The 21,040-nt window shown below is 71.4% G+C and carries 17 protein-coding genes and 1 pseudogene; 6 read left to right on the top strand and 12 right to left on the bottom strand.

Features of this window, described 5'->3' with window-relative positions:
• The first annotated feature begins 4 nt into the window (after window positions 1-4).
• Window positions 5-919, top strand: coding sequence for a helix-turn-helix domain-containing protein (locus ACZ5GP_RS31425; protein WP_468754092.1), 915 nt, complete (start codon window positions 5-7; stop codon window positions 917-919).
• Between the two features lie 34 nt (window positions 920-953).
• Here ACZ5GP_RS31425 and ACZ5GP_RS31430 read toward each other — a convergent pair whose 3' ends face one another.
• The 10 genes from ACZ5GP_RS31430 to ACZ5GP_RS31475 form a co-directional block, all read right to left on the bottom strand.
• Window positions 954-1,691: an enoyl-CoA hydratase/isomerase family protein gene (locus ACZ5GP_RS31430; RefSeq protein ID WP_468754093.1), complete on the bottom strand. Its 738-nt coding sequence runs from the start codon at window positions 1,689-1,691 to the stop codon at window positions 954-956.
• Window positions 1,692-1,711: 20 nt separating this feature from the next.
• On the bottom strand, window positions 1,712-2,146 hold the full coding sequence (locus tag ACZ5GP_RS31435) for a PaaI family thioesterase (protein ID WP_468754094.1): 435 nt from the start codon (window positions 2,144-2,146) through the stop codon (window positions 1,712-1,714).
• Window positions 2,147-2,182: 36 nt separating this feature from the next.
• Window positions 2,183-3,451, bottom strand: a complete 1,269-nt coding sequence (locus tag ACZ5GP_RS31440; RefSeq protein WP_468754095.1) for a beta-ketoacyl-[acyl-carrier-protein] synthase family protein — start codon at window positions 3,449-3,451, stop codon at window positions 2,183-2,185.
• 11 nt (window positions 3,452-3,462) lie between these two features.
• Complete coding sequence (locus ACZ5GP_RS31445; protein ID WP_468754096.1) at window positions 3,463-3,738, bottom strand: acyl carrier protein; 276 nt, start codon at window positions 3,736-3,738, stop codon at window positions 3,463-3,465.
• Complete coding sequence (locus ACZ5GP_RS31450) at window positions 3,728-5,503, bottom strand: fatty acyl-AMP ligase (RefSeq protein ID WP_468754097.1); 1,776 nt, start codon at window positions 5,501-5,503, stop codon at window positions 3,728-3,730. The genes ACZ5GP_RS31445 and ACZ5GP_RS31450 overlap by 11 nt, the downstream gene beginning before the upstream one ends.
• Window positions 5,500-7,026, bottom strand: coding sequence for a B12-binding domain-containing radical SAM protein (locus ACZ5GP_RS31455; protein ID WP_468754098.1), 1,527 nt, complete (start codon window positions 7,024-7,026; stop codon window positions 5,500-5,502). The genes ACZ5GP_RS31450 and ACZ5GP_RS31455 overlap by 4 nt, the downstream gene beginning before the upstream one ends.
• A complete protein-coding gene (locus ACZ5GP_RS31460) occupies window positions 7,023-8,330 on the bottom strand; it encodes a B12-binding domain-containing radical SAM protein (protein ID WP_468754099.1) in 1,308 nt (435 codons plus the stop codon). Before ACZ5GP_RS31460 ends, ACZ5GP_RS31455 begins: the two co-directional genes overlap by 4 nt.
• Window positions 8,331-8,663: 333 nt before the next feature.
• A complete protein-coding gene (locus ACZ5GP_RS31465; RefSeq protein WP_468754171.1) occupies window positions 8,664-9,836 on the bottom strand; it encodes a polyamine ABC transporter substrate-binding protein in 1,173 nt (390 codons plus the stop codon).
• 117 nt (window positions 9,837-9,953) lie between these two features.
• Entirely contained in the window at window positions 9,954-12,548 is a 2,595-nt protein-coding gene (locus tag ACZ5GP_RS31470) for an MXAN_6230/SCO0854 family RING domain-containing protein (protein ID WP_468754100.1), read from the bottom strand.
• A gap of 251 nt (window positions 12,549-12,799) precedes the next feature.
• A complete protein-coding gene (locus ACZ5GP_RS31475; protein WP_468754101.1) occupies window positions 12,800-14,236 on the bottom strand; it encodes a gamma-aminobutyraldehyde dehydrogenase in 1,437 nt (478 codons plus the stop codon).
• Window positions 14,237-14,398: 162 nt separating this feature from the next.
• Here ACZ5GP_RS31475 and ACZ5GP_RS31480 point away from each other — a divergent pair, with 162 nt between their 5' ends.
• From ACZ5GP_RS31480 to ACZ5GP_RS31500, 5 genes and pseudogenes are all read left to right on the top strand, one after another.
• The gene (locus ACZ5GP_RS31480) at window positions 14,399-14,944 is read left to right on the top strand and encodes an Lrp/AsnC family transcriptional regulator (RefSeq protein ID WP_358579149.1); all 546 of its coding nucleotides are present in this window, start codon (window positions 14,399-14,401) and stop codon (window positions 14,942-14,944) included.
• Complete coding sequence (locus tag ACZ5GP_RS31485) at window positions 14,929-16,308, top strand: aspartate aminotransferase family protein (RefSeq protein ID WP_358579146.1); 1,380 nt, start codon at window positions 14,929-14,931, stop codon at window positions 16,306-16,308. The genes ACZ5GP_RS31480 and ACZ5GP_RS31485 overlap by 16 nt, the downstream gene beginning before the upstream one ends.
• Before the next feature lie 194 nt (window positions 16,309-16,502).
• Window positions 16,503-17,219 (top strand): annotated as a pseudogene (locus ACZ5GP_RS31490) (ABC transporter ATP-binding protein); the annotation flags it as partial.
• A gap of 764 nt (window positions 17,220-17,983) precedes the next feature.
• Window positions 17,984-19,159 (top strand): hypothetical protein, encoded by a 1,176-nt coding sequence (locus ACZ5GP_RS31495; RefSeq protein WP_468754102.1) that lies wholly within the window; start codon window positions 17,984-17,986, stop codon window positions 19,157-19,159.
• A 125-nt stretch (window positions 19,160-19,284) separates the two neighbouring features.
• A complete protein-coding gene (locus ACZ5GP_RS31500; RefSeq protein WP_468754103.1) occupies window positions 19,285-19,689 on the top strand; it encodes a VOC family protein in 405 nt (134 codons plus the stop codon).
• A gap of 55 nt (window positions 19,690-19,744) precedes the next feature.
• On the opposite strand, the gene ACZ5GP_RS31505 is transcribed toward ACZ5GP_RS31500, so the two are convergent.
• Together ACZ5GP_RS31505 and ACZ5GP_RS31510 are read right to left on the bottom strand one after the other, a co-directional pair.
• Entirely contained in the window at window positions 19,745-20,677 is a 933-nt protein-coding gene (locus ACZ5GP_RS31505) for an anti-sigma factor RsbA family regulatory protein (protein WP_468754104.1), read from the bottom strand.
• The gene (locus ACZ5GP_RS31510) at window positions 20,674-21,036 is read right to left on the bottom strand and encodes an STAS domain-containing protein (RefSeq protein WP_468754105.1); all 363 of its coding nucleotides are present in this window, start codon (window positions 21,034-21,036) and stop codon (window positions 20,674-20,676) included. Before ACZ5GP_RS31510 ends, ACZ5GP_RS31505 begins: the two co-directional genes overlap by 4 nt.
• Window positions 21,037-21,040 lie beyond the last annotated feature (4 nt).

Raw genomic sequence — 21,040 nt, forward strand, 5'->3', positions numbered from 1 at the left:
ACGCATGACCGAGCAGGCCGACGCGCATCCGAGCGCGCACATGGGCGACGCGGAGCACATCCGTACCTACCCCTTCGACGCGAGCGCGAGCGTCTCCGGGGTGGGGATGCAGGTCGGCCCGATGGGCACGGACGGGCCCTGGGCGGGCGGCGTCGGCCTGTCCCGGCGCGTGCACCGCATCGACTTCCACGTACTGCTGTTCTTCCGCGCGGGCCCGGTCCGCCACATGGTCGACTTCACGGAGTACGAGGTCGGGGCCGGCGACGTCCTGTGGATCCGGCCCGGCCAGGTGCACAGCTTCTCGGCGACCGACGCCTACGTCGGCACCGCGCTCACGATGCAGCCCGGCTTCCTGCCGCGCTCGATCGTGGAGGCGACGGGCCTGTACCGCTACGACCGGCCGCCGCTCCTGCGTCCCGACCAGGGTCAACTGGCGGCCCTCGAAGCCTCGTTGGAGCAGCTCCAGCGCGAGTACCTGGACACCTCGACGCTGCCGCCGAGCCTGCACACCTCGGTGCTGCGGCACTGCCTGACGGCCTTCATGCTGCGGGTGGCGCACGTGTCGGCGCAGGCGGCGGCCGACGAGGGCAGGCCGCTGCCGGACTCGGCGTTCTCCCGGTTCCGCGGCGCGGTCGAGCAGGGCTTCACCACCAACCACAGCGTCAGCGCCTACGCCGACCAGCTCGGCTACTCCCGCCGCACCCTGGTCCGCGCCGTCCGCGCCGCCACCGGCCTGACCCCGAAGGACTTCATCGACCGCCGCGTGGTCCTGGAGGCGAAGCGGCTCCTGGCCCACACCGACCTGCCTGCGGGGCGCATCGGGGCGGCCGTCGGCTTCGCGGACTCGGCGAACTTCTCGAAGTTCTTCCAGCAGCGGACCGGGGTCACGCCGGCGGGGTTCCGGGCGGAGCAGGCCTGAGGCCCCGCCCACGCCCGGGCGCAGGCCCCGGGTGTCAGCCGCGGCGCAGGGCCGCCAGGTACCCGCGCAGGGTGCGGCCGGTGCGCTCGGCGCTCCACAGCCTCAGCACCTCGGCGTCGTCCGACGACCCGGCGGCGGCGATGCGCCCGTGGGTGGGCCGGTGGAGCTGGCGCTTGGCGAGGGCGTAGACGTCCGACGGCGCGCGGCCCAGCTCCCGCGCCCGCAGCAGCGCGGCGGCGAGCAGCTCGTCCGGCTCGACGAGCGTGTGCACCAGGCCGATGGCGAGCGCCTGCCGGGGCGTCAGACGCCCCGCCCCCAGCACCATCGCGTCGAGCGCCGGGCCCACGGCGTGGCGTACGACCTCCAGGCACACCGTCGGGAAGGGCACCCCGGCGGCGAGTTCGGTGAGCCCGATGGAGCCGTCGGACATCAGCCGCAGGTCACAGGCGGCGGCCAGCACACAACCGCCGGCCAGGGCGTGCCCGTTGACCGCCGCGACCACCGGCCTCGGGTGGTCGAACAGGGCGAGGGTCGCGCGGTGCAGGGCGGGCAGGAAGGCCTCGGCGTACTCCGGTCCGCCGTCGATCACCCGCTTGAGGTCCACCCCCGCCGAGAAGGACCGCCCGCGTCCGGTGAGCACCACCGCGCGGGCGTCGGCCACCTTCTCCAGGGCCTCGGGGAGGCGTGTGAGCAGCTCCTTGTCCAGTGCGTTGACCGGCCCGTGGTCCAGGGTCAGGAGCGCGATGCCGTCGTGGTCGGACACGTCGATCACTGGTCGGTCCTCCGCCCCGGTCAGTCCGCGTAGCCGTCGAGGTCGGTGAGCGGGATCTTCGACACCGTGTACGTGCCCTGTCCGGCCGCCACCAGTTTGCCGCTGTCGCTGTAGATGTCGCTGCGCGCGACGTAGAGCGTCCGGCCGGCGGTGACGACGTGGCCGACGGCGTAGATGCCCTCTTTCTGGACCGGCCGGATCAGGTTGATGTGGTAGTCGACCGTCAGGACGCTGAAGGTCTCCTCCATCGAGTTGGCCGCGACGAATCCGGCCGTGTCGCCGACCTCGAACATCATGGCGGCGTGCAGGAAGTCCGCGTTCTGGGTGAGGTCGCCGTGGAACGGGATGGCGACCCGGGCGCGCCCCGCCTCCTCGATCTCGATGGTCTTGTCCAGGAAGCGCGAGATCTTGCAGTTCATGCAGCAACGCGTGAGCTTCTCGAAGTGCGTGGACACGGTTCTCCTCTGCTGGGGGGTGGGGGCGCGGCGCGGTCAGGGGCGGGACACGACGAGGCCCGCGTTGATCCCGCCGAAGCCGAACGCGTTGATCAGACAGCGGCGGATCTCCCTCTCGCGGACTTCGCGGGCGATGTCGGCCTTGACGAACTCCGGGTCGGTCTCCTTCAGGTGCAGCGTGGGCGGGACGGCCTGGTGGCGCAGCGCCATGAGGGCCCCGGCGAGGTTAAGCGGCCCGTTCGCGGCGAACGTGTACCCCAAGTGCCCCTTGATCGACGTGACGACGGGCCGGTGACCGGTGTCCTCGGTGAGCGCGCGCAACGCCTCCAGTTCGGCGGCGTCGCCCTGCACCATGCCAGACGCCTGGGCGAACACGCAGTCGATCGCGGCAGGTTCCACGCCCGCGTCGGCGAGGGCGCCGGTCATGCAGCGGGTGACGTGGCGGGCCGAGATGCCGGTGAGGTCGTCGCCCCCGCTGTTGGCGTCGAAGCCGGTCAGTTCGCCGTGGATCACCGCGCCGCGCGCCTTCGCGTGCGCGCGTTCCTCCAGCACGAAGACGGCGGCCCCTTCACCGACGACGATGCCGTCCCGCGAGCGGTCGAAGGGGCGGGGGGTGGATTCCGGGTCGTCGTGCCGGCTGAGCACCCGCATCGCCTGGAAACCGGAGTAGGTGATCGGGGTGATGACCGCCTCCGCCCCGCCGGCGACCGCCCAGGCGCGCCTGCCGGACCTGATGGCGCGCATCGCCTGCCCGATGGCCTGACTGCCGCTCGCGCAGGCGCCGGCGACCGTGACCTGCTCCTCCTCGATGCCATGGCGCAGGGCGATCACGCTCGCCGCCATGTTGGGGATGAGGGAGGGGATCAGGAACGGGCTGGTCCTGCGCACTCCCTGCCGCTCCTGGCGCAGGACGCCCGCCTCGATGCTGGGCAGCCCGCCCATGGCCACGCCGAGGTACACGCCGCCGCCCGGCGGATATCCCCGCCGTGCCGCTCCCCCGTCCGCCCCGGGCTCCGCGGCCGCGCACAGACCACTGTCCTCGAGCGCCCGGTCGGCGGCGAAGAGCGCGTACCGCGCGAAGGCGCTCATGCGCCCCGTCTCGAACCGGAGCGGGCCGGGTGCGAACGTGACGACGGAGTCGTCCACCTCGCCGGCGTGCCGGGTGTGGAACCGGCCGGCGTCGAAGCGGGTCAGGGGAGCGATCCCCGAACGCCCGGCGACGAGGCCCTGCCACAGCTCGTCGATCGTCGAGCCGAGCGGGCACAGCACACCCGCCCCGGTGACCACCACGCGGTGTCGCGGCACGTCCGGCTCCGTCAGGCCCGCTGCTCCGAGGCGTCCAGTGTCCGCCGTATGTACTGCTCCAGATCCCGCATGGTCTGCAGATCGTCCATGACGGACTCGTCGAAGTCGACGCCGAAGCAGTCCTCCAGGAACAGGAGCAGCTCGACCATCTTGAGCGAGCTCATGCCCTCGATGGAGTTGCCGATGTTCGACTGCGGGGTCAGATGGGACACGTCGGTCTCGACGAACTCGCCGATGTGCTGCACGATCCTCTCGAAAAGCTCCTGGTCCCGCTTGTCATCCTGCATCTGGTGCCCCTCCGGAGGTCACGCGCTTCGATTCGTCGGTACGTCGGAACGGCGGGCGTTCCTCGATGATCTTTCGGCAGAGATGGCGCTGAATCTTGCCGCTGGTGGTCCGGGGCAGCTGCGCCCGCCGGATCCAGTGGAAGGTGACGCCGCTGATCCCGAACGCCTCGGCCAGCGCGGCGCGCACCTCGTCGGTGACGTGCCGCCGGTCGCGGCCCTCACCGATGCGTTCGTCGAGCAGGAGATGCAGCTGTTCGGTGCGGAGCATCGGGTCGGGGACGCCGACGGCGACGACCGCGGGGGTGCGCGGGCTCTTGGCGACGGCCTCGACGAACCTCTCGATCTGGTCGGGTATGTAGTTGCGGCCGGAGATGATCACGATCTCCTTGCGGCGGCCGGTGACGTACAGCTCGCCGTCGACCTGGTAGCCGAGGTCGCCGGTGCGCAGGTAGCCGTCCGGCCGTTTGAGCCGCTCGTCGGCCGGGCCGATCCGTGTGGTGGCGCCCTGTTCCGGCGGCTCGGAGCGCGTGGCGTCCTCCTGTGCCGGGAGATAGCCGTCGATCAGGCTGGGCCCGGACACCTCGATCTCGCCGATCACACGGTCGGGCAGCGGCCTTCCGTCGCCGTCCACCACCCTCAGCCGATGGCCCGGGACGGCGGGGCCCACGCACATCATGCTCATGCTGCGCGGATCACCGGCCGGGCGCGGCTCGGCGCGCCCCCGGGCCGAGACGGCCTCCGCGTCCACCCGGTCGACCGCGTAGGGCCGGTCGACGTCCGAGATGGTGGCCGCCAGGGTCGCCTCCGCGAGCCCGTACACCGGTCGCAGCGTCGTCTCGGGCAGCCCGAACGGGCCGAAGGCCGCCTGGAATTCGCGCAGGGTGGCCTCGTGCACCGGTTCCGCGCCGCACAGCGCGACGCGCCAGGAGGACAGGTCGAGATCGCCGGGGGGCCGCCGCTTGGCCACCCGCGCGCAGATGTGGAACGCGGAGCTGGGCGCGGGCGAGAGGGTCCCCCGGTGCCGGCTGATCCAGCGCAGCCAGGACATCGGGTTGCGCAGGAAGGTGACCGGGTCCGCCAGCACCATCGGGATGTGGGCGTGCAGCGCGTACGAGATGCCGATGAGGCCCATGTCGTGGAAGAGGGGGAGCCAGCTCACCAGTGAGTCGTCGGGTCGCGCGCGGATCGCCCCGGCGATCGCCCGGACGTTGGCGGTGATGTTGCCGTGCCGGACCATGGCCAGTTTGGGCGCGCCGGTCGAACCGGAGGTCGCCTGGAGATGGGCCAGGGACGTGGGGGTCGCCCGCGGCGCGCCGAGGGTGACGGGTTCCCCGCGCAGCGCCTCGGGGGTGGTGACCGCGACCGGCAGGAAGGCGCCGAGCGGGTCGGCGAGTTCCGGGGCCGCGACGACCGCGGTGGCCCGCGCCTGGTCGGTGAGGCCGCGCAGAGGGGCCGCGTGGTGCGGGCCGCTCCCGGCCGGTTCCGCCGCGACCACCGGCACCACACCCGCGTAGAGGCAGCCCAGGTAGACCGCGAGGAAGTCGCGTGAGGTGGGCAGGACGAGCAGGACGCGGTCCCCCTCCCCGATGCCGTGTGCCCGCAGCCCGGCAACGGTCCCGGCGACGAGGCGGCGGACGTCGGCGTAGGTGAGGGCGAACTCCTCCTCGGACCGCTCGATCACGTGGAACGCGAACCGGTCCGGGGTGCGGTCGGCGTGGTCGAGGAGTGCGTCGATGACGGTCCGCGCCGGGCGCTCCGCCGTCATCGGGCGTATCTCTTCACGAATTCCACGTCGGTGGTCTTGGACGAGCGCGCCAGCCACTCGCGCAGTTCCCCGTGCCGTGCGTCGAAGTCGGCCTTCAGCAGGTCCTCCCGCAGGGTTCCGGCCGCGGTGTAGTACGGCTTCTCCAGCTGTTCGAGGAAGTGGATGTGCTGGCGCATCCCCTCCCGGCCGCGGTCCACGCTGCGGGAGTAGGCCTTCAGGCGGGCCCGGCGCTGGGGCCGCGTCTCGATCTCGAACGCCCGCTTGAAGAAGATGTCGTAGCTGTCCAGGATGCCGCGCTGCAGTTCGCTGGGGCGCATCTCGCGCGGGAAGATCCCGACGAAGGAGTAGTGCTGGTAGGTCGGCACCTCCATGATGATCCGGTGGTCCTCGACGTCCTGGCGCGCCCCGTACAGCAGGTTCTGGAAGGGGTACTCGGCGAGGCAGACGAACACCGGGTGCATGATGCGGGCCTCGGCGCACCAGCGGGCGGTGGCCTCGATGGCCGGCCGGTCCTGGACGTCGAGCCCGAAGATGATCGCGGAGTGGATGGCGATGTCGTTCTCCGCGAAGCGCAGCAGGCGCCGGGTCTGCTCGGAGGGGTCGACGCGTTTGTTGAACGCCTGGAGCACGCTGGGGTCCTCCGACTCCACGCCCAGGCAGTATTCGTCGAACCCCGACCGTTTGAGGTCGAGTACGAGATCCATGTCGTCGGCGTGGTTGACCCGGCTCATGGCGATGAACTTGTAGTCGCGGTCCCGGAAGGTCTCGGCGATTTCCCGGCAGTAGTCCTTGCGGGTCGTGAAGTTCAGGTCGGTGACGTAGAAGCGGTTGCACCCGGTCTGCCGGTAGATGGCGTCCAGTTCGGTACGGACGTCCTGTGCCGTCTTGGTGCGGAACCGGCGTCCCAGCAAGCGGATGGCGTAGCAGAAGGAACAGGCGAAGGGGCAACCGCGGGACATCGACACGGTGGCCCAGTGCAGTTTCGGCGCGCCGGCCAGGAATTTCGGGTTGATGGCGGTGGCGATGTTCCCGTAGCGGGCGATTTTGTTCACCACGAGGTCGCCGTCGGCCCCGATGTAGGCCAGGTTGTCGACCTCGGTGAGGGTGTCGCCGCTCTCCAGCGCGTTGATGAGCTGGACGGCGGGGATCTCGCCCTCGGCGATCACCGCGTAATCGGCGTAGCGCAGCGCCTCGTAGGGGGCGAAAGCGGCGTGCGGGCCGCCCATGATGACGACGCAGCCCGGGCGTTTGGCGCGCTGGATCAGCTCGACCGTCTCGATGTTCGACCAGAAGTGGGTGGCGAGTGCCGAGATGAGGATGTAGTCGTACTCGGCCAGGGGAAAGTCCTGCGGCTTCTGCCCCCAGAACATCTGGCACATCTCGACCCGCGCGTCCGGGAATTCCTGCTGGACGAACGAGGCGACGTAGTAGATGCCGTCGTTGTACGTCGTCGCCAAGGTGGACGCGTCGGGATACGCCTCGTGGAAACTCAGCTGGACGCAGAGGATGTTGAGGCTTCTCATGCCGGCGATCCCGAGGGGCTCAGCGGCGTCGAGCGATGACGGCGTGCGAACTCCCGGCGCACCTTCGCCTTCATCTCCTGCTTGAGGGTGGCGGCGATGCGGTCGGGGTCGTTGACCTTGCGCTGCGCCCAGGCGAGCAGATCGCGGGCCTCGCTGCGGTCCATGTTCGGGTGCTTCCACACCAGGTTGTACAGGTCGTGCTTGCTGAGGTCGGGTTCGTCGACCAGGTGTTCCATCTGCCGGTAGAGGCGGGTGCCGTGGAACGGGGTCAGCAGGGTGAGCTGGCAGGCGAACAGCCCTTCCTCGCTGAGCTGTTCGATGTCGAACCGCATGTCCTCGATGGTGTCCTCCGCGAACCCGACCATGAAGGTGCCGAGGGCGCGGCGGCCGTTGTCGATCAGTTCGCGGACCGTCTGGCGGACGTTGTAGACGTCGTCGCGCTTCTTGACGTCGGCGACGTTCTTGTCCCGGTACGACTCGATGCCGACGATCGCCCCGTCCATGTAGCGGTCGGTCAGCTCGGGGATCCGGCCACGGATCAGGTCGGCGCGGGTGAGGCAGATCCAGGGGAGTTCGCGCTCCGCGAGGGCGTCGACCACCTGCTCGGCCAGGGTGTTGGTGAGGAAGAAGCTCTCGTCGTAGATGATGACGTGGGCGACGTCGGCGTCCCGGTACGCGTCGAGCGCCGCGTAGGTGTCCTCCATGAAGATGGCTTCTTCTTTGGGATTGAAGATCGGCGTCGAGCAGAACGTGCACCCGATGTTGCAGCCGCGCTTCGAGTACAGATAGCCGACCGGGGACTTGAGCCCGCGGAATCCGCTCTCGCCGAGCATGGCCGGGTGCCGCACCCGGGGCAGTGGCGTGCCGTAGACGTATTCGTGGATCGGCGCCTCGCCCGCGCCCTTCACCTTTTTGGTGAAGTAGGCGTCGATGCCCGGGGAAAGGACGCCGTAGTTCCCGGCCCATATCTCAGGGACACCGGCCTCGCGTGCCGCCTTGGCCATTTCGATCGCGACCGGGGTGGACCACGTGTAGAAGCTGACGCCGACCATGTCCCATTTCTCGGACCGTAAGGCGGCGAGATATTCGTCCCAGGTCGGATACTCGAGGATTTCGACGTCCGGCACATTGTGCTTGATGAATCGGAGCCCGGTCGGCGGACAGGTGACGGAGAGCCGGTCCTCCAGATCCACCGCACAAGTCCAGGCCATATAGGTGTCGGTCCGGTCGTACCAGTTCCCACCGACACCGTCGGGCTCGATCAAAGCCTCTTTCGGAGCGGTCGTGAGGAGCACTCTCTTCATCTGCCGACCCCTGTCGCCACGAAAACGCGCTGTTTATGGACAGCCTATTTCAGGCATGGCCGTGTCCGACCGGCCCGCAATACCAAAAACGACTTCGTTTAGCATGCACAGACTTTGGACTCTAGGATCGGCTGAATATGCGTGTCAACCCGCGCACCAAGCCGGTTATGGCCGCCACCGCATTCACGCCAACCGGCCGGTGCCCGTGCTCCTTGATCCGAATGACTCGCGCCCCGGTGAGCGCACCGCACGCCGGTTCGAGAGCCGCTCAGGGCTGCGGGCAACTCGGCCAAAACCATGCGGGAGCACGCGGGGGCCGGGGCGGGAAGCGCCCTACAGCCCTGCCAGCGCGTTCCACCGCCTGGCGAACTCCGTGCGCTCCTTCGGCGTGATGTCCCGCGCGATGGCGAGCCGCGCCCGCATGGCGTCGTCCGGGAAGATCAGCGGGTCCTCCGCGAGGGCCGCCCGCTCCTTGTCCTTGGCGGAGGCGAGGACGTCGCGGGCCGCCGGGACGGGGCAGACGTAGTTGACCCAGGCGGCCAGGTCCGCGGCCACCTCGGGGTCGTAGTAGTGGTCGATCAGCCGCTCGGCGTTCCGCTTGTGGCGGGCGAGGTTGGGGATCATCAGGGACTCGGCCCACAGCTCGGCGCCCTCCTCGGGGACGACGAACTCGATGTCCGGGTCGTCCGCCTGGAGCTGGATGACGTCCCCGCTGTAGGCCTGGCAGGCCAGCACGTCGCCGCTGGAGAGGTCCTTGATGTAGTCGTTGCCGGTGAAGCGGCGGAGGTGGTGGCCGTGCACCAGCTTCTCGACCTTGTCGCACATCCGGTGGAAGTCGTCGGCCGTCCACCGGGTGACGTCGACGCCGTCGCCCTGGAGCAGCAGCGCGAACGCCTCGTCCAGGCCGGAGAGCAGCGTCACCCGGCCCTTGAGGTCGTCGGCCCACAGATCGGAGACCTGCTTGATCTCGCGGCCGAGCTTCCGCTTGTTGTACGCGATGCCGGTGATGCCCGACTGCCAGGGGACGGTGGACCTGCGCCCCGGGTCGAAGTGCGGCGAACGCAGCAGCGGGTCCAGGTACTTGGTGACGTTGGGCTGGCGGGAGCGATCCATCTCCTGCACCCAGCCGAGCCGGACGAAGCGGGCGCACATCCAGTCGCTGATGACGATGAGGTCGCGCCCGGTCTCCTGGTGGTTCATCAGGGACGGGCTGATCTTGCCGAAGAACTCGTCGTTGTCGTTGATCTCCTCCGTGTAGCGGACGTCGATCCCGGTCCGCCGCTCGAAGGCGGCGAGCGAGGGGCGCCGCGTCTCGTCCTCGTCGTCCGTGTCGATGTAGAGCGGCCAGTTGGCGAAGGCCAGCCGCCGGTCCTCGGCCGAGTGGTCACGGGCGGAGCGCTCGTCCGGCGCGATGTACGCGGCGGGCACCCCGCAGCCCGCGAGCGCGCCGAGGGCCGCGCCCCCGCCGAGGGCGCGCAGCAGGGACCGGCGGGACACGGGGGCCATGGGGTTCGCTCGCACTCCGGCAGCATGCGCCCGCCCACCCCCGGCGGGCAATGGACGCTGCGTCGAGCGGGGCGCGGCTGACCCGACACCCTGTCGACCGCCGCGTCCTCGCGCGACTCACCCGGCGGGCTCCAGCCGGGCCATGAGGTCCCCGGCGGTGATCCGCTCCAGCGGCGCGGCGTCGACCGGGCCCGGGTAGAGGCGGTACACCGTGCCGGCCGCCGCCTCTCGCGCTCCCGCCAACTCGCCGTGCAGCAGGGCGAGAAGGGCGCGGCGGCCGGTCAGTTCGGGTGCGGCGCGCAGCGCGTCCGGTTCCCAGCCGTCGCGCACGCGCAGCGCGAAGTCGGCGCGCGGTTCGTCCGCCGCGCGGCGGTAGCCCCACAGGACGTGGCCGCGGCCGCGTACGTACACCTCGCCGTCGGTGCGGGCGGCGGCCGTCCAGCACGCCAGGTCCCACAGGGTGGCCCGGCCGCACGGCCGGAAGGTGTCGAGCAGGTCGTTGCCCAGGCGCCGGATCGGCCCGCGGTAGCGCCACACGTCGTGGCCGGTCCCCGTGGTGGCCAGGGTGACGTCCGCCCACCACGCGCGCCGCGCGCGCAGGTCGACGATCATCGGGACCCGCAGCTTCGCGTCGCCGGCGAGGTCGAAGCGCTGCCGCACGGTCCGGGGGTCGTAATCGGCCCGCTCCTTCCCCCGGACCGCCATGAAACCCGCGAAGGCGTCGGGGAGTTCGTCGAAGGGCACGTCGTTGTACGAGAGGACGGCGGGCACGACGAACCGCACCCCGGCGTGCGCGAGCCGCGGCAGGTCGAGGTCCAGGTACTCGGTGGCGCCGTGCGGGGCGGGCGCCGACGTCAGGTCCCCGGAGTGCCGGGCGGCGCCGCCCGCGTACTCCAGGTGGGTGTAGTCGCACAGGCCGACGAAGCGCCACAGGTCGTCGTAGAGCGCGACGGACAGGTCGAGGTCGACGCGGGTGCCCTTGGGCTGGAGCCAGTGCAGGAAGAGCCGCACGGTCTCGCCGTCGGCGGGCAGGGGCAGCGAGCTGCCGCGCGGCACCGCGACCAGGGAGGCGGCCGAGGCGCGCTCGGCGAACGGCACGGGCAGATCGGCGAGGGAGGCGTCCAGGACGGCCAGGTCGTAGCGCTGCCCCTCCTGCGCGGCGAGACGCCGGACGGCCTCGGCCTCGATCAGCTCCCCGGCCCGGCCCGCGACCAGCGGGGGAAGCGGCGGCCGGTGGTCCTCGACGGCGTAGGCCTTGGTGACCCGCCCGCGCGGGAAGAAGACGCGGCGGTGCCCCGGGGCGGTACGGACCTTCATGCGGCCGTACGCGCCGAGCAGCGGGCCCGGCGCGGTGCGGGGCAGGGCGTGGGCGAGGGCCTCGGCGACCGGCTGGGGCAGGGTGGTCGCGCCGGAGCGGGCCAGCAGCAGGTCGAGGCGGCGCAGGAGTTCGCCCGGGCGCTCGCGCAGCAGGGCGGCGGCGGAGGTGACGTCCCAGCGGTCCAGGGCCTCTTCGACGCGGCTCTGCCAGGTGAGCACGCGCAGCCGGTCGCCCACGAGCCGGACGTCGTCGTGCCGGGCCGCCTCGGTGAGCAGCACCTCGCCGAGCGCGCCGGCGCCGAGGCGCGTCCCGCGCAGGACGGCGAAGGCGAGCGCCGCGCGGGCGTGCCGGTGGGCGCCCTCGAAGGGGTGCAGGATCTCGCCGGCCCGCTTCCAGGCGTGCGGGTGGCGGGCCATGTCCTCGGTGAGGCGCCCGAGGTCGAGGCGGTCGAGCAGGCCGAGCAGTGCGCGGCGCACGGGGCGCGGAAGACCGCGCAGGCGCGGCGGTTCGAGCAGGTCGGGGTCGCCGCCGGACCGTACGACGAGGATCCGCAAAATGTCCGTGGCGGTGTCCGCGTACCGTCCGACGAGGGGCCGCACTTCGGGGACGTCGAGGAGCGGGGCGAGGGCGAGGGCCTTGCTCTCGCGCAGCGGGACGGCCTCGGGGAGCCAGTCGGCGGCGGCGAGCGGGTCCGTGTGCCCGAGGAGCAGGAGCAGGTCGTCGTGGTCCTGGGGGCTCAGGGGGGTGCGGCGGGCGAGCAGCGCGGAGAGTTCGGCGGCGGTGTCGCCGGGCGCGGCGAGGCGCAGGACGCGCAGGACCGGGCCGCCGTCCCCGCCGAGTCCGGCGCCGGTGTCGAGCCACGGGTGGGTGGGCCCGTCCGTCTCGTACCGGTTCTCGCAGACCGGGCAGGCGTACCAGACGCAGCACTCGTCGCAGCAGCCCCAGTCCTTCTCCTTGCCCAGGCAGTCGTCGCACAGGAGATGGGCGCAGGGCCCCAGAGCGCGGACGCGCCCCTTGGTGTTCGCGCAGTTCATGCAGGGCTGGTGCGGCTGGGCGGCCAGGCGCGCGAGGACGGCCGAGGCGTAGCGGTCGTGGGCGAGCCGGTAGGGGATCTCGTCGGGGAAGCGCTGGAACAGCGGGGCGTGCCGGCGGTCGGAGCCCATGAGGGCGTCGACGTCGGCGAGCAGCCCGCGGCCGGTCGCGGCGAGGTCCGCGGCGGACAGGCCGGTCAGCGCGCGGCGCAGGCCGGTGGTCAACAGGTGCCCGCGGTCGGCGAGTTCGGCTTCGAGGACGACGACCCCGGCGTCGACCTCGGCGGACCGCCCGGGCCCGGCAGGCACGTACACACTCTGCCGGCGGCGCAGCAGCAACTCGGCGAGGTCATCGGACGTCATCGGATCCCACCCCCGTGGCGCGTGGAGAAGCGGGGGCGGGGAGTGGATGCGCTACGGATCTTTTTGCATAAGAAGAAAGAAGGAAGCACACCGCGGAGCCGCCCCCGCGTACCCAACGGTACGCGGGGGCGGAGAGACGGTCACACGATTAAGCACCGGGCAGCGGGACGCCCCCGAAGGGGCGCGGGGCTGTGACATGTGCGGCTCCGCCGCGTGGGCGCGACCAGCCCCCACCCACCCGCGGGTTCCGACTAACCGAGGGACGTCATCACGTGCTTGATGCGCGTGTAGTCGTCGAACCCGTAGGCCGAAAGGTCCTTGCCGTACCCGGACTTCTTGAAGCCGCCGTGCGGCATCTCGGCCACGAGAGGAATGTGCGTGTTGATCCAGACGCACCCGAAGTCCAGCACCTTGGACATCCGCATGGCGCGCGCGTGGTCCTTGGTCCACACGGAGGACGCCAGCGCGTAGTCGACGCCGTTGGCGTACTCGACGGCCTGCGCCTCGTCGGTGAAGGACTGCACGGTGATGACGGGGCCGAAGACCTCGTTCTGGATGATCTCGTCGTCCTGCTTGAGGCCGGAGACGACGGTCGGGGCGTAGAAGTAGCCCTTGTCGCCGACCCGCTGGCCGCCCGCCTCGACCTTGGCGTGCGCGGGCAGCCGCTCGATGAAGCCGGCGACCTGCTTGAGCTGGTTGGCGTTGTTGAGCGGGCCGTAGAGCACGTCCTCGTCGTCCGGCTGCCCGGTCTTCGTGTCGGCGGCGGCCTTGGCGAGCGCCGTCACGAACTCGTCGTGGATGGACTCGTGGACGAGCACGCGCGTGGCGGCCGTACAGTCCTGGCCCGCGTTGAAGAAGCCCGCGACCGAGATGTCCTCGACGGCCTTGGCGATGTCGGTGTCCTCGAACACGACGACGGGCGCCTTGCCGCCCAGTTCCAGGTGGACCCGCTTGAGGTCCTTGGCGGCGGACTCGGCGACCTGCATGCCGGCGCGCACGGAGCCGGTGATGGAGGCCATCGCGGGGGTGGGGTGCTCGACCATGGCGCGGCCGGTGTCGCGGTCGCCGGTGACGACGTTGAAGACGCCGGGCGGCACGATGGAGCCGATGATCTCGGCCATGAGGACGGTCGAGGCGGGGGTGGTGTCCGACGGCTTCAGCACGACCGTGTTACCCGCCGCGAGGGCCGGGGCGAACTTCCATACGCCCATCATCATCGGGTAGTTCCACGGCGCGACCTGCGCGCAGACGCCGATCGGCTCGCGGCGGATGATGGAGGTCAGGCCCTCCATGTACTCGCCGGCGGCGCGCCCCTCCAGCATCCGGGCCGCGCCCGCGAAGAAGCGGATCTGGTCGACCATCGGCGGGATCTCCTCGGACCGCGTGAGTCCGATCGGCTTGCCCGTGTTCTCGACCTCGGCGGCGATCAGTTCCTCGGCCCGCTCCTCGAACGCGTCGGCGATCTTCAGCAGGGCCTTCTGCCGCTCCGCGGGCGTCTGGTCGCGCCAGGCGGGGAACGCGTCGGCGGCGGCCTTCATGGCGGCGTCGATGTCGGCCTGACCCGACAGCGGCGCGGTGGCGTACGCCTCGCCGGTCGCCGGATTGATCACCTCGGTGGTCCGTCCGTCGGCCGCGTCCCGGAATTCTCCGTTGATGTAGTTGCGCAGACGGCGCAGCTCGGTGCTCACTTCCGGCCCTCCAGTCAGATGTCCAGTGGATGAGACACCCACAGTAGTCGCTGTACCGACGCTTTCAACATACCCAGCGCCCCACAACTGCGGAATCCGTGAGTATTGAAGTCGCAGACAACGAATTTCATCGGTTTGGTCTTGCGGAAGTGACGAGACGTCGTGCACAGTGAAGTCGTGGCCAGTCGCAGCGCAGACCCCAACAGCCCCCGCGGCTCCCGCACCGGAAATCCGGGCGGCAGCGGCAATGGGAACGGCACCCCTCCGGTGGACGCCGTATCCCTGGCGATCATCGAGCAGCTCCAGGAGGACGGACGCCGTCCGTACGCCGCCATCGGCAAGGCCGTGGGCCTGTCCGAGGCGGCCGTGCGCCAGCGCGTCCAGAAGCTGCTCGACCAGGGCGTGATGCAGATCGTCGCCGTCACGGACCCGCTCACCGTGGGCTTCCGCAGGCAGGCGATGGTCGGCATCACCGTCGAGGGCGACCTCGATCCGGTGGCGGACGCGCTGACGGCCATGCCGGAAGCCGAGTACGTGGTGATGACCGCGGGCTCGTACGACCTCCTGGTGGAAATCGTCTGCGAGGACGACGACCACCTCCTGGAGGTCATCAACAAGCGCATCCGCGCCCTCCCCGGCGTGCGCTCCACCGAGAGCTTCGTCTACCTCAAGCTCAAGAAGCAGACCTATATGTGGGGAACCCGATAGCCGTGAGCAAGGACCTCAGCCAGACCGCGTACGACCACCTGTGGATGCACTTCACCCGCATGTCGGACTACGAGAACGCACCCGTGCCCACCATCGTGCGTGGCGAGGGCACCTACATCTACGACGACAAGGGCAAGAAGTACCTGGACGGTCTGTCCGGACTCTTCGTCGTCAACGCCGGCCACGGCCGTCACGAGCTGGCCGAGACCGCCTACAAGCAGGCGCAGGAGCTGGCCTTCTTCCCGGTGTGGAGCTACGCCCACCCCAAGGCCGTCGAGCTGGCCGAGCGCCTCGCGAACTACGCGCCGGGCGACCTCAACAAGGTCTTCTTCACCACCGGTGGCGGCGAGGCCGTCGAGACCGCGTGGAAGCTGGCCAAGCAGTACCACAAGCTGACCGGCAACCACACGAAGTACAAGGTCATCTCCCGCGCGGTCGCCTACCACGGCACCCCGCAGGGCGCCCTGTCCATCACCGGTCTGCCAGCCCTCAAGGCCCCCTTCGAGCCGCTCGTGCCGGGCGCGCACAAGGTGCCGAACACCAACATCTACCGCGCCCCGATCCACGGCGACGACCCGGTCGCCTTCGGCCGCTGGGCCGCCGACCAGATCGAGCAGGAGATCCTCTTCGAGGGCCCCGAGACGGTCGCGGCCGTCTTCCTGGAGCCGGTGCAGAACGCGGGCGGCTGCTTCCCGCCGCCGCCCGGCTACTTCCAGCGGGTACGCGAGATCTGCGACAAGTACGACGTGCTGCTCGTCTCGGACGAGGTCATCTGCTCGTTCGGCCGCCTCGGCACGATGTTCGCCTGTGACAAGTTCGACTACGTCCCGGACATGATCACCTGCGCCAAGGGCATGACCTCGGGCTACTCCCCGATCGGCGCCTGCATCATCTCGGACCGGCTCGCCGAGCCGTTCTACAAGGGTGACAACACCTTCCTGCACGGCTACACCTTCGGCGGCCACCCGGTCTCGGCCGCGGTCGGCATCGCCAACCTCGACATCTTCGAGAAGGAGGGTCTCAACCAGCACGTCCTCGACAACGAGGACGCGTTCTACCAGACCCTGCGCAAGCTGCACGACCTGCCGATCGTCGGCGACGTCCGCGGCAACGGCTTCTTCTACGGCATCGAGCTGGTGAAGGACAAGGCCACCAAGGAGACCTTCAACGACGAGGAGACCGAGCGCGTCCTGTACGGCTTCCTCTCCAAGGCGCTCTACGACAACGGCCTGTACTGCCGCGCGGACGACCGCGGCGACCCGGTCGTCCAGCTCGCCCCGCCGCTGATCTCCACCCAGGAGACCTTCGACGAGATCGAGGGCATCCTGCGGCAGGTCCTCACGGAGGCCTGGACGAAGCTCTGAGCTTCGGCCGATCGGGCGTGATTGTCCGATCAGCACCGGCCCGGGGGCGCCCGTTCGAGTGAGAACGGGCGCCCCCGGGCCGCGTCCTTTCCGGGCAAGTCCGCCCGAATCCCTAGCGTGCCCAGTGACCGATCGGCCCCGCCTTCGTTCCCCCGTACGGGGGAGGCAAACTGATCTGAACCGAGGTGTACGCCATGGTGGCCCCGCCGGACAACGACGTGCTGTGGGCACGCGCACTGCACGTCACACACAATGGCTCCCCCGCCCTCACCGGCGTCTCGCTCGGTGTCCGCGAGGGCGAGATCCTCGCCGTGAACGGCCCGCGCGGCAGTGGCAAGACGACCCTGCTGCGGTGCCTGTCGGGCCAACTGCCGCCCCAGCAGGGCGAGATCTGGTTCAACAGCACGCCCGTGCACACCATGGGTCCCCTGGTGCGGGAGCGGCTGCGCCGGGAGCGCTTCGGCTGGATCGACCCCGCGCCCCACCTCGTGCCCGAGCTGAGCGCCTGGGAGAACGTCGCCCTGCCGCTGCTGCTGCGCGGCGCCCCGCACCGCGTCGCCAGGCCCGCCGCCCAGGAGTGGCTGGACCGCCTCGACGTCGGCGGCTGCGCCCGCAAGCGGCCGCACGACCTCCGCCAGGCCGAGCGCCAGCGCGTCGCCGTCGCCCGCGCGCTCGTCACCACACCGACCGTGATCTTCGCCGACGAGCCGACCGCCCCGCTGCACCGCGCCGACCGCGCGCACGTCCTGCGCACGCTGATGACCGCGGCCCGCTCGCACGCCATCACGGTCGTGCTCGCCACGCACGACCAGGACCTGGCCGCCCTCGCGGACCGCACCGTCACCCTCCTGGACGGCCGCCGCGTCAACACGCTCCACCTGCCACCCCTCACCGGCACCCCCGCACCGACGGGCCCGGCGCGGGACGCGGAGGCGGCGGCCTCGGCCGGGGCGGAGGCCGCCGACGGTGCTCCCACGCCCTCCCCCGACTCCGGGGACACCGCTCCCCCCGGCTCCCAGGACACAGGGGCCCCGAACACCACGGACGCCTTGAACAGCACCCCGGACGCCCCGAGCACCCCGGACGCCCCGGACGCCCCGGGTGCCTCGGGTGCCTCGGGTGCCTCGGGTGCCTCGGGTGCCTCGGGTGCCTCGGACAATCCGGCCCCGGACACCTCAGACGCCTCGGATGCCCCGAGCACCTCGGATGCCCCGGATGCCTCGGCCTCGGACACCTCAGATGCCCCGAGCGCCTTGGACACGCCGGACGCCTCGGACGCCTCGGACGCCCCGAGCACCTCGGATGCCCCGGATGCCTCGGCCTCGGACACCTCAGATGCCCCGAGCGCCTTGGACACGCCGGACGCCTCGGACGCCTCGGACGCCCCGAGCACCTCGGATGCCCCGAGTGCCTCGGACACGCCGGACGCCCCGGACGATCCGGCCTCGGACACTTCGGACACCCCGAACGCCCTGAGCGCCCCGAACGCCTCGGGCACCCCGGGCACCCCCGGTACCTCAGACGCCCCGGACACCCAGAGCAGCACCCCAGACGCCCCGGACGCCTCCGTAGCCCCAAGCGCCTCGGACGCCCCCCAGGGCCCGGGGTCCCCGGACGCGCCGCGTGCCGGGGCGCGCCCCGGGTCCGGTGTCTCCGACGCGGAAGGTCGGCCCGCGTGCTCGCTCTCCGTCTAGCCCGCGGGGCGCACCCCCTCGTCCAGTTGCGGCGGCTGCTCGTCGCCGGCGCGTCCGCCGGCACCGGCTTCCTGCTGCTGTGCACCCTGGCGTACGCCATGCGGCACCCGGGGGCCGGTTCCGTGCTGCGGCTCGCCTGGTGCGTCGCGCCGATCGCCGCGACCGTGTACTTCGCCGTCGCCGTGGCCCGCGCCGACCCGGGGACCCGGCCCCGCGCCGGGCTCTCCGCCGTGGGTCTCGGTCCGGGACGCCTGATGGTGCTCGCCGCGATCTCCACGGCCTTGGCCTGCGTACTGGGCTCCCTGCTGGCGCTGCTCTGCTTCCTGCATCTGCGCGGCGACCTGACGGGCCTGCCCTTCGACGGCGCGGCGGCCGAAGTCCTCGCCGCCGACCGGCCGTTGCCGCTCGCCGCCACGCTGACCCTGCTCACCGTGGTGCCGGTCGCCGCCTCCGCCGCGAGCGCGGCCGCGCTGCGCCCCGCATCGGGCAAGCCGGGGGCGTCCGGCGCCCGGACCGCCGAGGCCGCGCAGGAACCGGACGCCCCCGCCCCGCCCCCGAGCGGCCTGCCCTGGGGCGTCGCGCTGCTCGCGGCGGGCCTCGCCGTGGAGACGTACGCGGGCAGGTCCGGCGCCGGCTCGGGCCTGCCGCTGCCAGGCGGCGGCGTCACGGGCGACCCCGCGGGCGTCCTCGCCGGCTGGGCCCTGACCGCACTCGGCCTCGCGCTCGCCGGCCCCGGCCTCACACACCTCTGCGGCCGGATCCTCCAGGCGGCACGGCCGGGCGCCGTACGGCTGCTCGCCGGGCGGGTCCTGCAAGAGGAGGCCCGGCGCATCGGACGGCCGCTCGGCGTGCTGTGCGCGGTGGCGTCGGGCGCGTACGCCTCCGCCGTGCTGTACGCCGGTCCGCGTCCCGGCATCGGCCCGCTCACCGCCCTCGGCGGGCTGCTCGTGGCGGGCTGTGCCGTGCTGACCCTTCTCACGGCGGCCGTCGAGGCCCGCCAGTCCCGCGCGGACACCACGGCGGCGCTGCTGCGACTGGGGGCGCCCGCGACCGTGTTGCGCGGCTCGGCGGCGCTGCGGGCCGGCGCGCTGACCGCCGTCTTCGCCCCGCTGACCTGGGTCGTCGCGGAGCTGGCGGCGCTCCCGCTCACCCGTTGAGAAATTTGTGCGAGAAAAAGCGCGACGAGCGATGAGTTCGGTGCCGGTCCGCCGTCTAACCCTCCGTACGACACACGCGTACGGCAGACGTGCACAGCACACGCAACTCACCGGGAGAGACGCCCATGTACCAGCAGATGATCTTCGTCAACCTCGCCGTGGACGACGTCGAGGCGTCGAAGAAGTTCTTCACCGGCCTCGGCTACCGCCTGAACCCGCAGTTTTCCGGCGACGAGAGCGCGTGCGTGGTCATCAGCGACACCATCGTCGTGATGATGCTGAGCAAGCAGCACTACGCGCAGTTCACGCAGAAGGAGATCGCGGACTCCGCGAAGACCAGCGAGGCGATGCTGTGTCTGAGCGCCGAGAGCCGCGAGCAGGTCGACGAGATCGTCGACAAGGCCGTCGCCGCCGGTGCCACGCCCGGCAAGGTCCAGGACTACGGCACGATGTACGGTCGCGCGTTCGACGACCTGGACGGCCACACCTGGGAGTTCATGTGGATGGACCCCGCCCAGGTCCAGGGCTGACCGACAGCCCGCAGGCGGCGCCGGGCCCGTCCCCCCACCGGCCGGGCGCCGGCGGTCAGCAGTGGAAGTGGCCGTGGATGGTCGTGCCCGCCTGTGGGTCGGTGTGGATGCGGACGAGGTCCGCGACCACGTGCACGAGCAGCAGTCCCCTGCCCCCGCTCTGGCCCGGGGGCGGCGGGCGGCGGCCCGCGAGCGGGTCGGCGAGGACCCCCTCGTCACGCACCTCGCAGACGACGGAGCGGTCCTGCGCCCAGACCCGCAGCGCACCGGACCCCTGCCCGTGCACCACGCTGTTGGTGGTCAGCTCGGCCACGGCCAGGGCGAAGTCGTCCAGCCGGGACGCGGGCAGGCCCAGCTCCGCCGCCCGACCGGTGGCGTAATGCCGTACGTCGGGCAGTGTCTGCGCCGTGTAGTGCGTCTGCGGCACGTCGGCGGGCGCGGTCAGCGGCTCGTTGTAGCGGGAGATCACCGCTTCGGGGGCGTAGGCCGCGCTGGGGCCGTGCCGACCGGCCTCGATGACCGTGGGGTGCGTGGCGTAGGCGTCGGACAGGACCGTTTCTTCCAGCCGCTCCAGGTCATAGGGACACAGGATGGTCGCCGCGCGGCCCTGGAAGGCGAGGTTGATCAGCGCCTCGTGCTGGACGCAGGCGGGGTACTCCGTCGGGGTGCGCCCGGCCCAGATGGGCTCGCCGATGATCCGCACCCGCCCGGTGGGGTGGGCGTCGGCGAAGGCACGCAGCACCCGCGGGATGATCCGGCCGGGGTTGCGGCCCACCTGCGTCATGTCGAGGAGGCGTACCTGAGCGGCGCGCGGGCCCAGCACGTCGCGGATGAGCTCCAGGTTCGGCCCGGGGACCGCCACGGCCACCGCCTCACCCGCGTCCAGGCCCTCTTCGACGAACGGTACGGTGCCGGCCACGTAGTCCCGCTCGCCCCGGTAGAACAGCGCCGGGTGGACGAAGGGTTCGGTCTCGGTCACGGCACTCATGATGTGGCCACCTCGATTGCAGACAGATCGGGCCAGAAAAGCTCCAGCAGACGGCTCAGGGCAGGCGGCGGGCTCTCCAGAACGAGCCGCTGCTCGCCGTGCAGACCCTGGGCCGTCATCGCCAGGGCCGTGGCGCCGGCCATGTCGATGAAGGTCAGTGCCGAGAGGTCGAAGTGGTACGGGCCGTGCTGCCGCCGGGCCGCCCGCTCAAGGGCCCGCTCCCACGCCGCGTGCGTGGGCAGGCAGACCTCGCCCGCCACCTCCAGGCCGGCGCGGTCCGGCAGGGGGCAGATGTGCAGTCGCTCGCCGGACGGCGGCGCTTCATCGGCCTTCACTTTCCCCCCATGCGGCTCGTTCACGTCG

It is taken from the genome of Streptomyces sp. NPDC031466 (genome assembly GCF_055581265.1).

Excerpts from the sequence above, each read along its gene's own strand:
- ACZ5GP_RS31425 (WP_468754092.1), top strand. The coding sequence starts at position 5 with ATGACCGAGCAGGCCGACGCGCATCCGAGCGCGCACATGGGCGACGCG.
- ACZ5GP_RS31445 (WP_468754096.1), bottom strand. The coding sequence starts at position 3,738 with ATGCAGGATGACAAGCGGGACCAGGAGCTTTTCGAGAGGATCGTGCAG.
- ACZ5GP_RS31450 (WP_468754097.1), bottom strand. The coding sequence starts at position 5,503 with ATGACGGCGGAGCGCCCGGCGCGGACCGTCATCGACGCACTCCTCGAC.
- ACZ5GP_RS31455 (WP_468754098.1), bottom strand. The coding sequence starts at position 7,026 with ATGAGAAGCCTCAACATCCTCTGCGTCCAGCTGAGTTTCCACGAGGCG.
- ACZ5GP_RS31460 (WP_468754099.1), bottom strand. The coding sequence starts at position 8,330 with ATGAAGAGAGTGCTCCTCACGACCGCTCCGAAAGAGGCTTTGATCGAG.
- ACZ5GP_RS31465 (WP_468754171.1), bottom strand. The coding sequence starts at position 9,836 with ATGGCCCCCGTGTCCCGCCGGTCCCTGCTGCGCGCCCTCGGCGGGGGC.
- ACZ5GP_RS31470 (WP_468754100.1), bottom strand. The coding sequence starts at position 12,548 with ATGACGTCCGATGACCTCGCCGAGTTGCTGCTGCGCCGCCGGCAGAGT.
- ACZ5GP_RS31500 (WP_468754103.1), top strand. The coding sequence starts at position 19,285 with ATGTACCAGCAGATGATCTTCGTCAACCTCGCCGTGGACGACGTCGAG.
- ACZ5GP_RS31505 (WP_468754104.1), bottom strand. The coding sequence starts at position 20,677 with ATGAGTGCCGTGACCGAGACCGAACCCTTCGTCCACCCGGCGCTGTTC.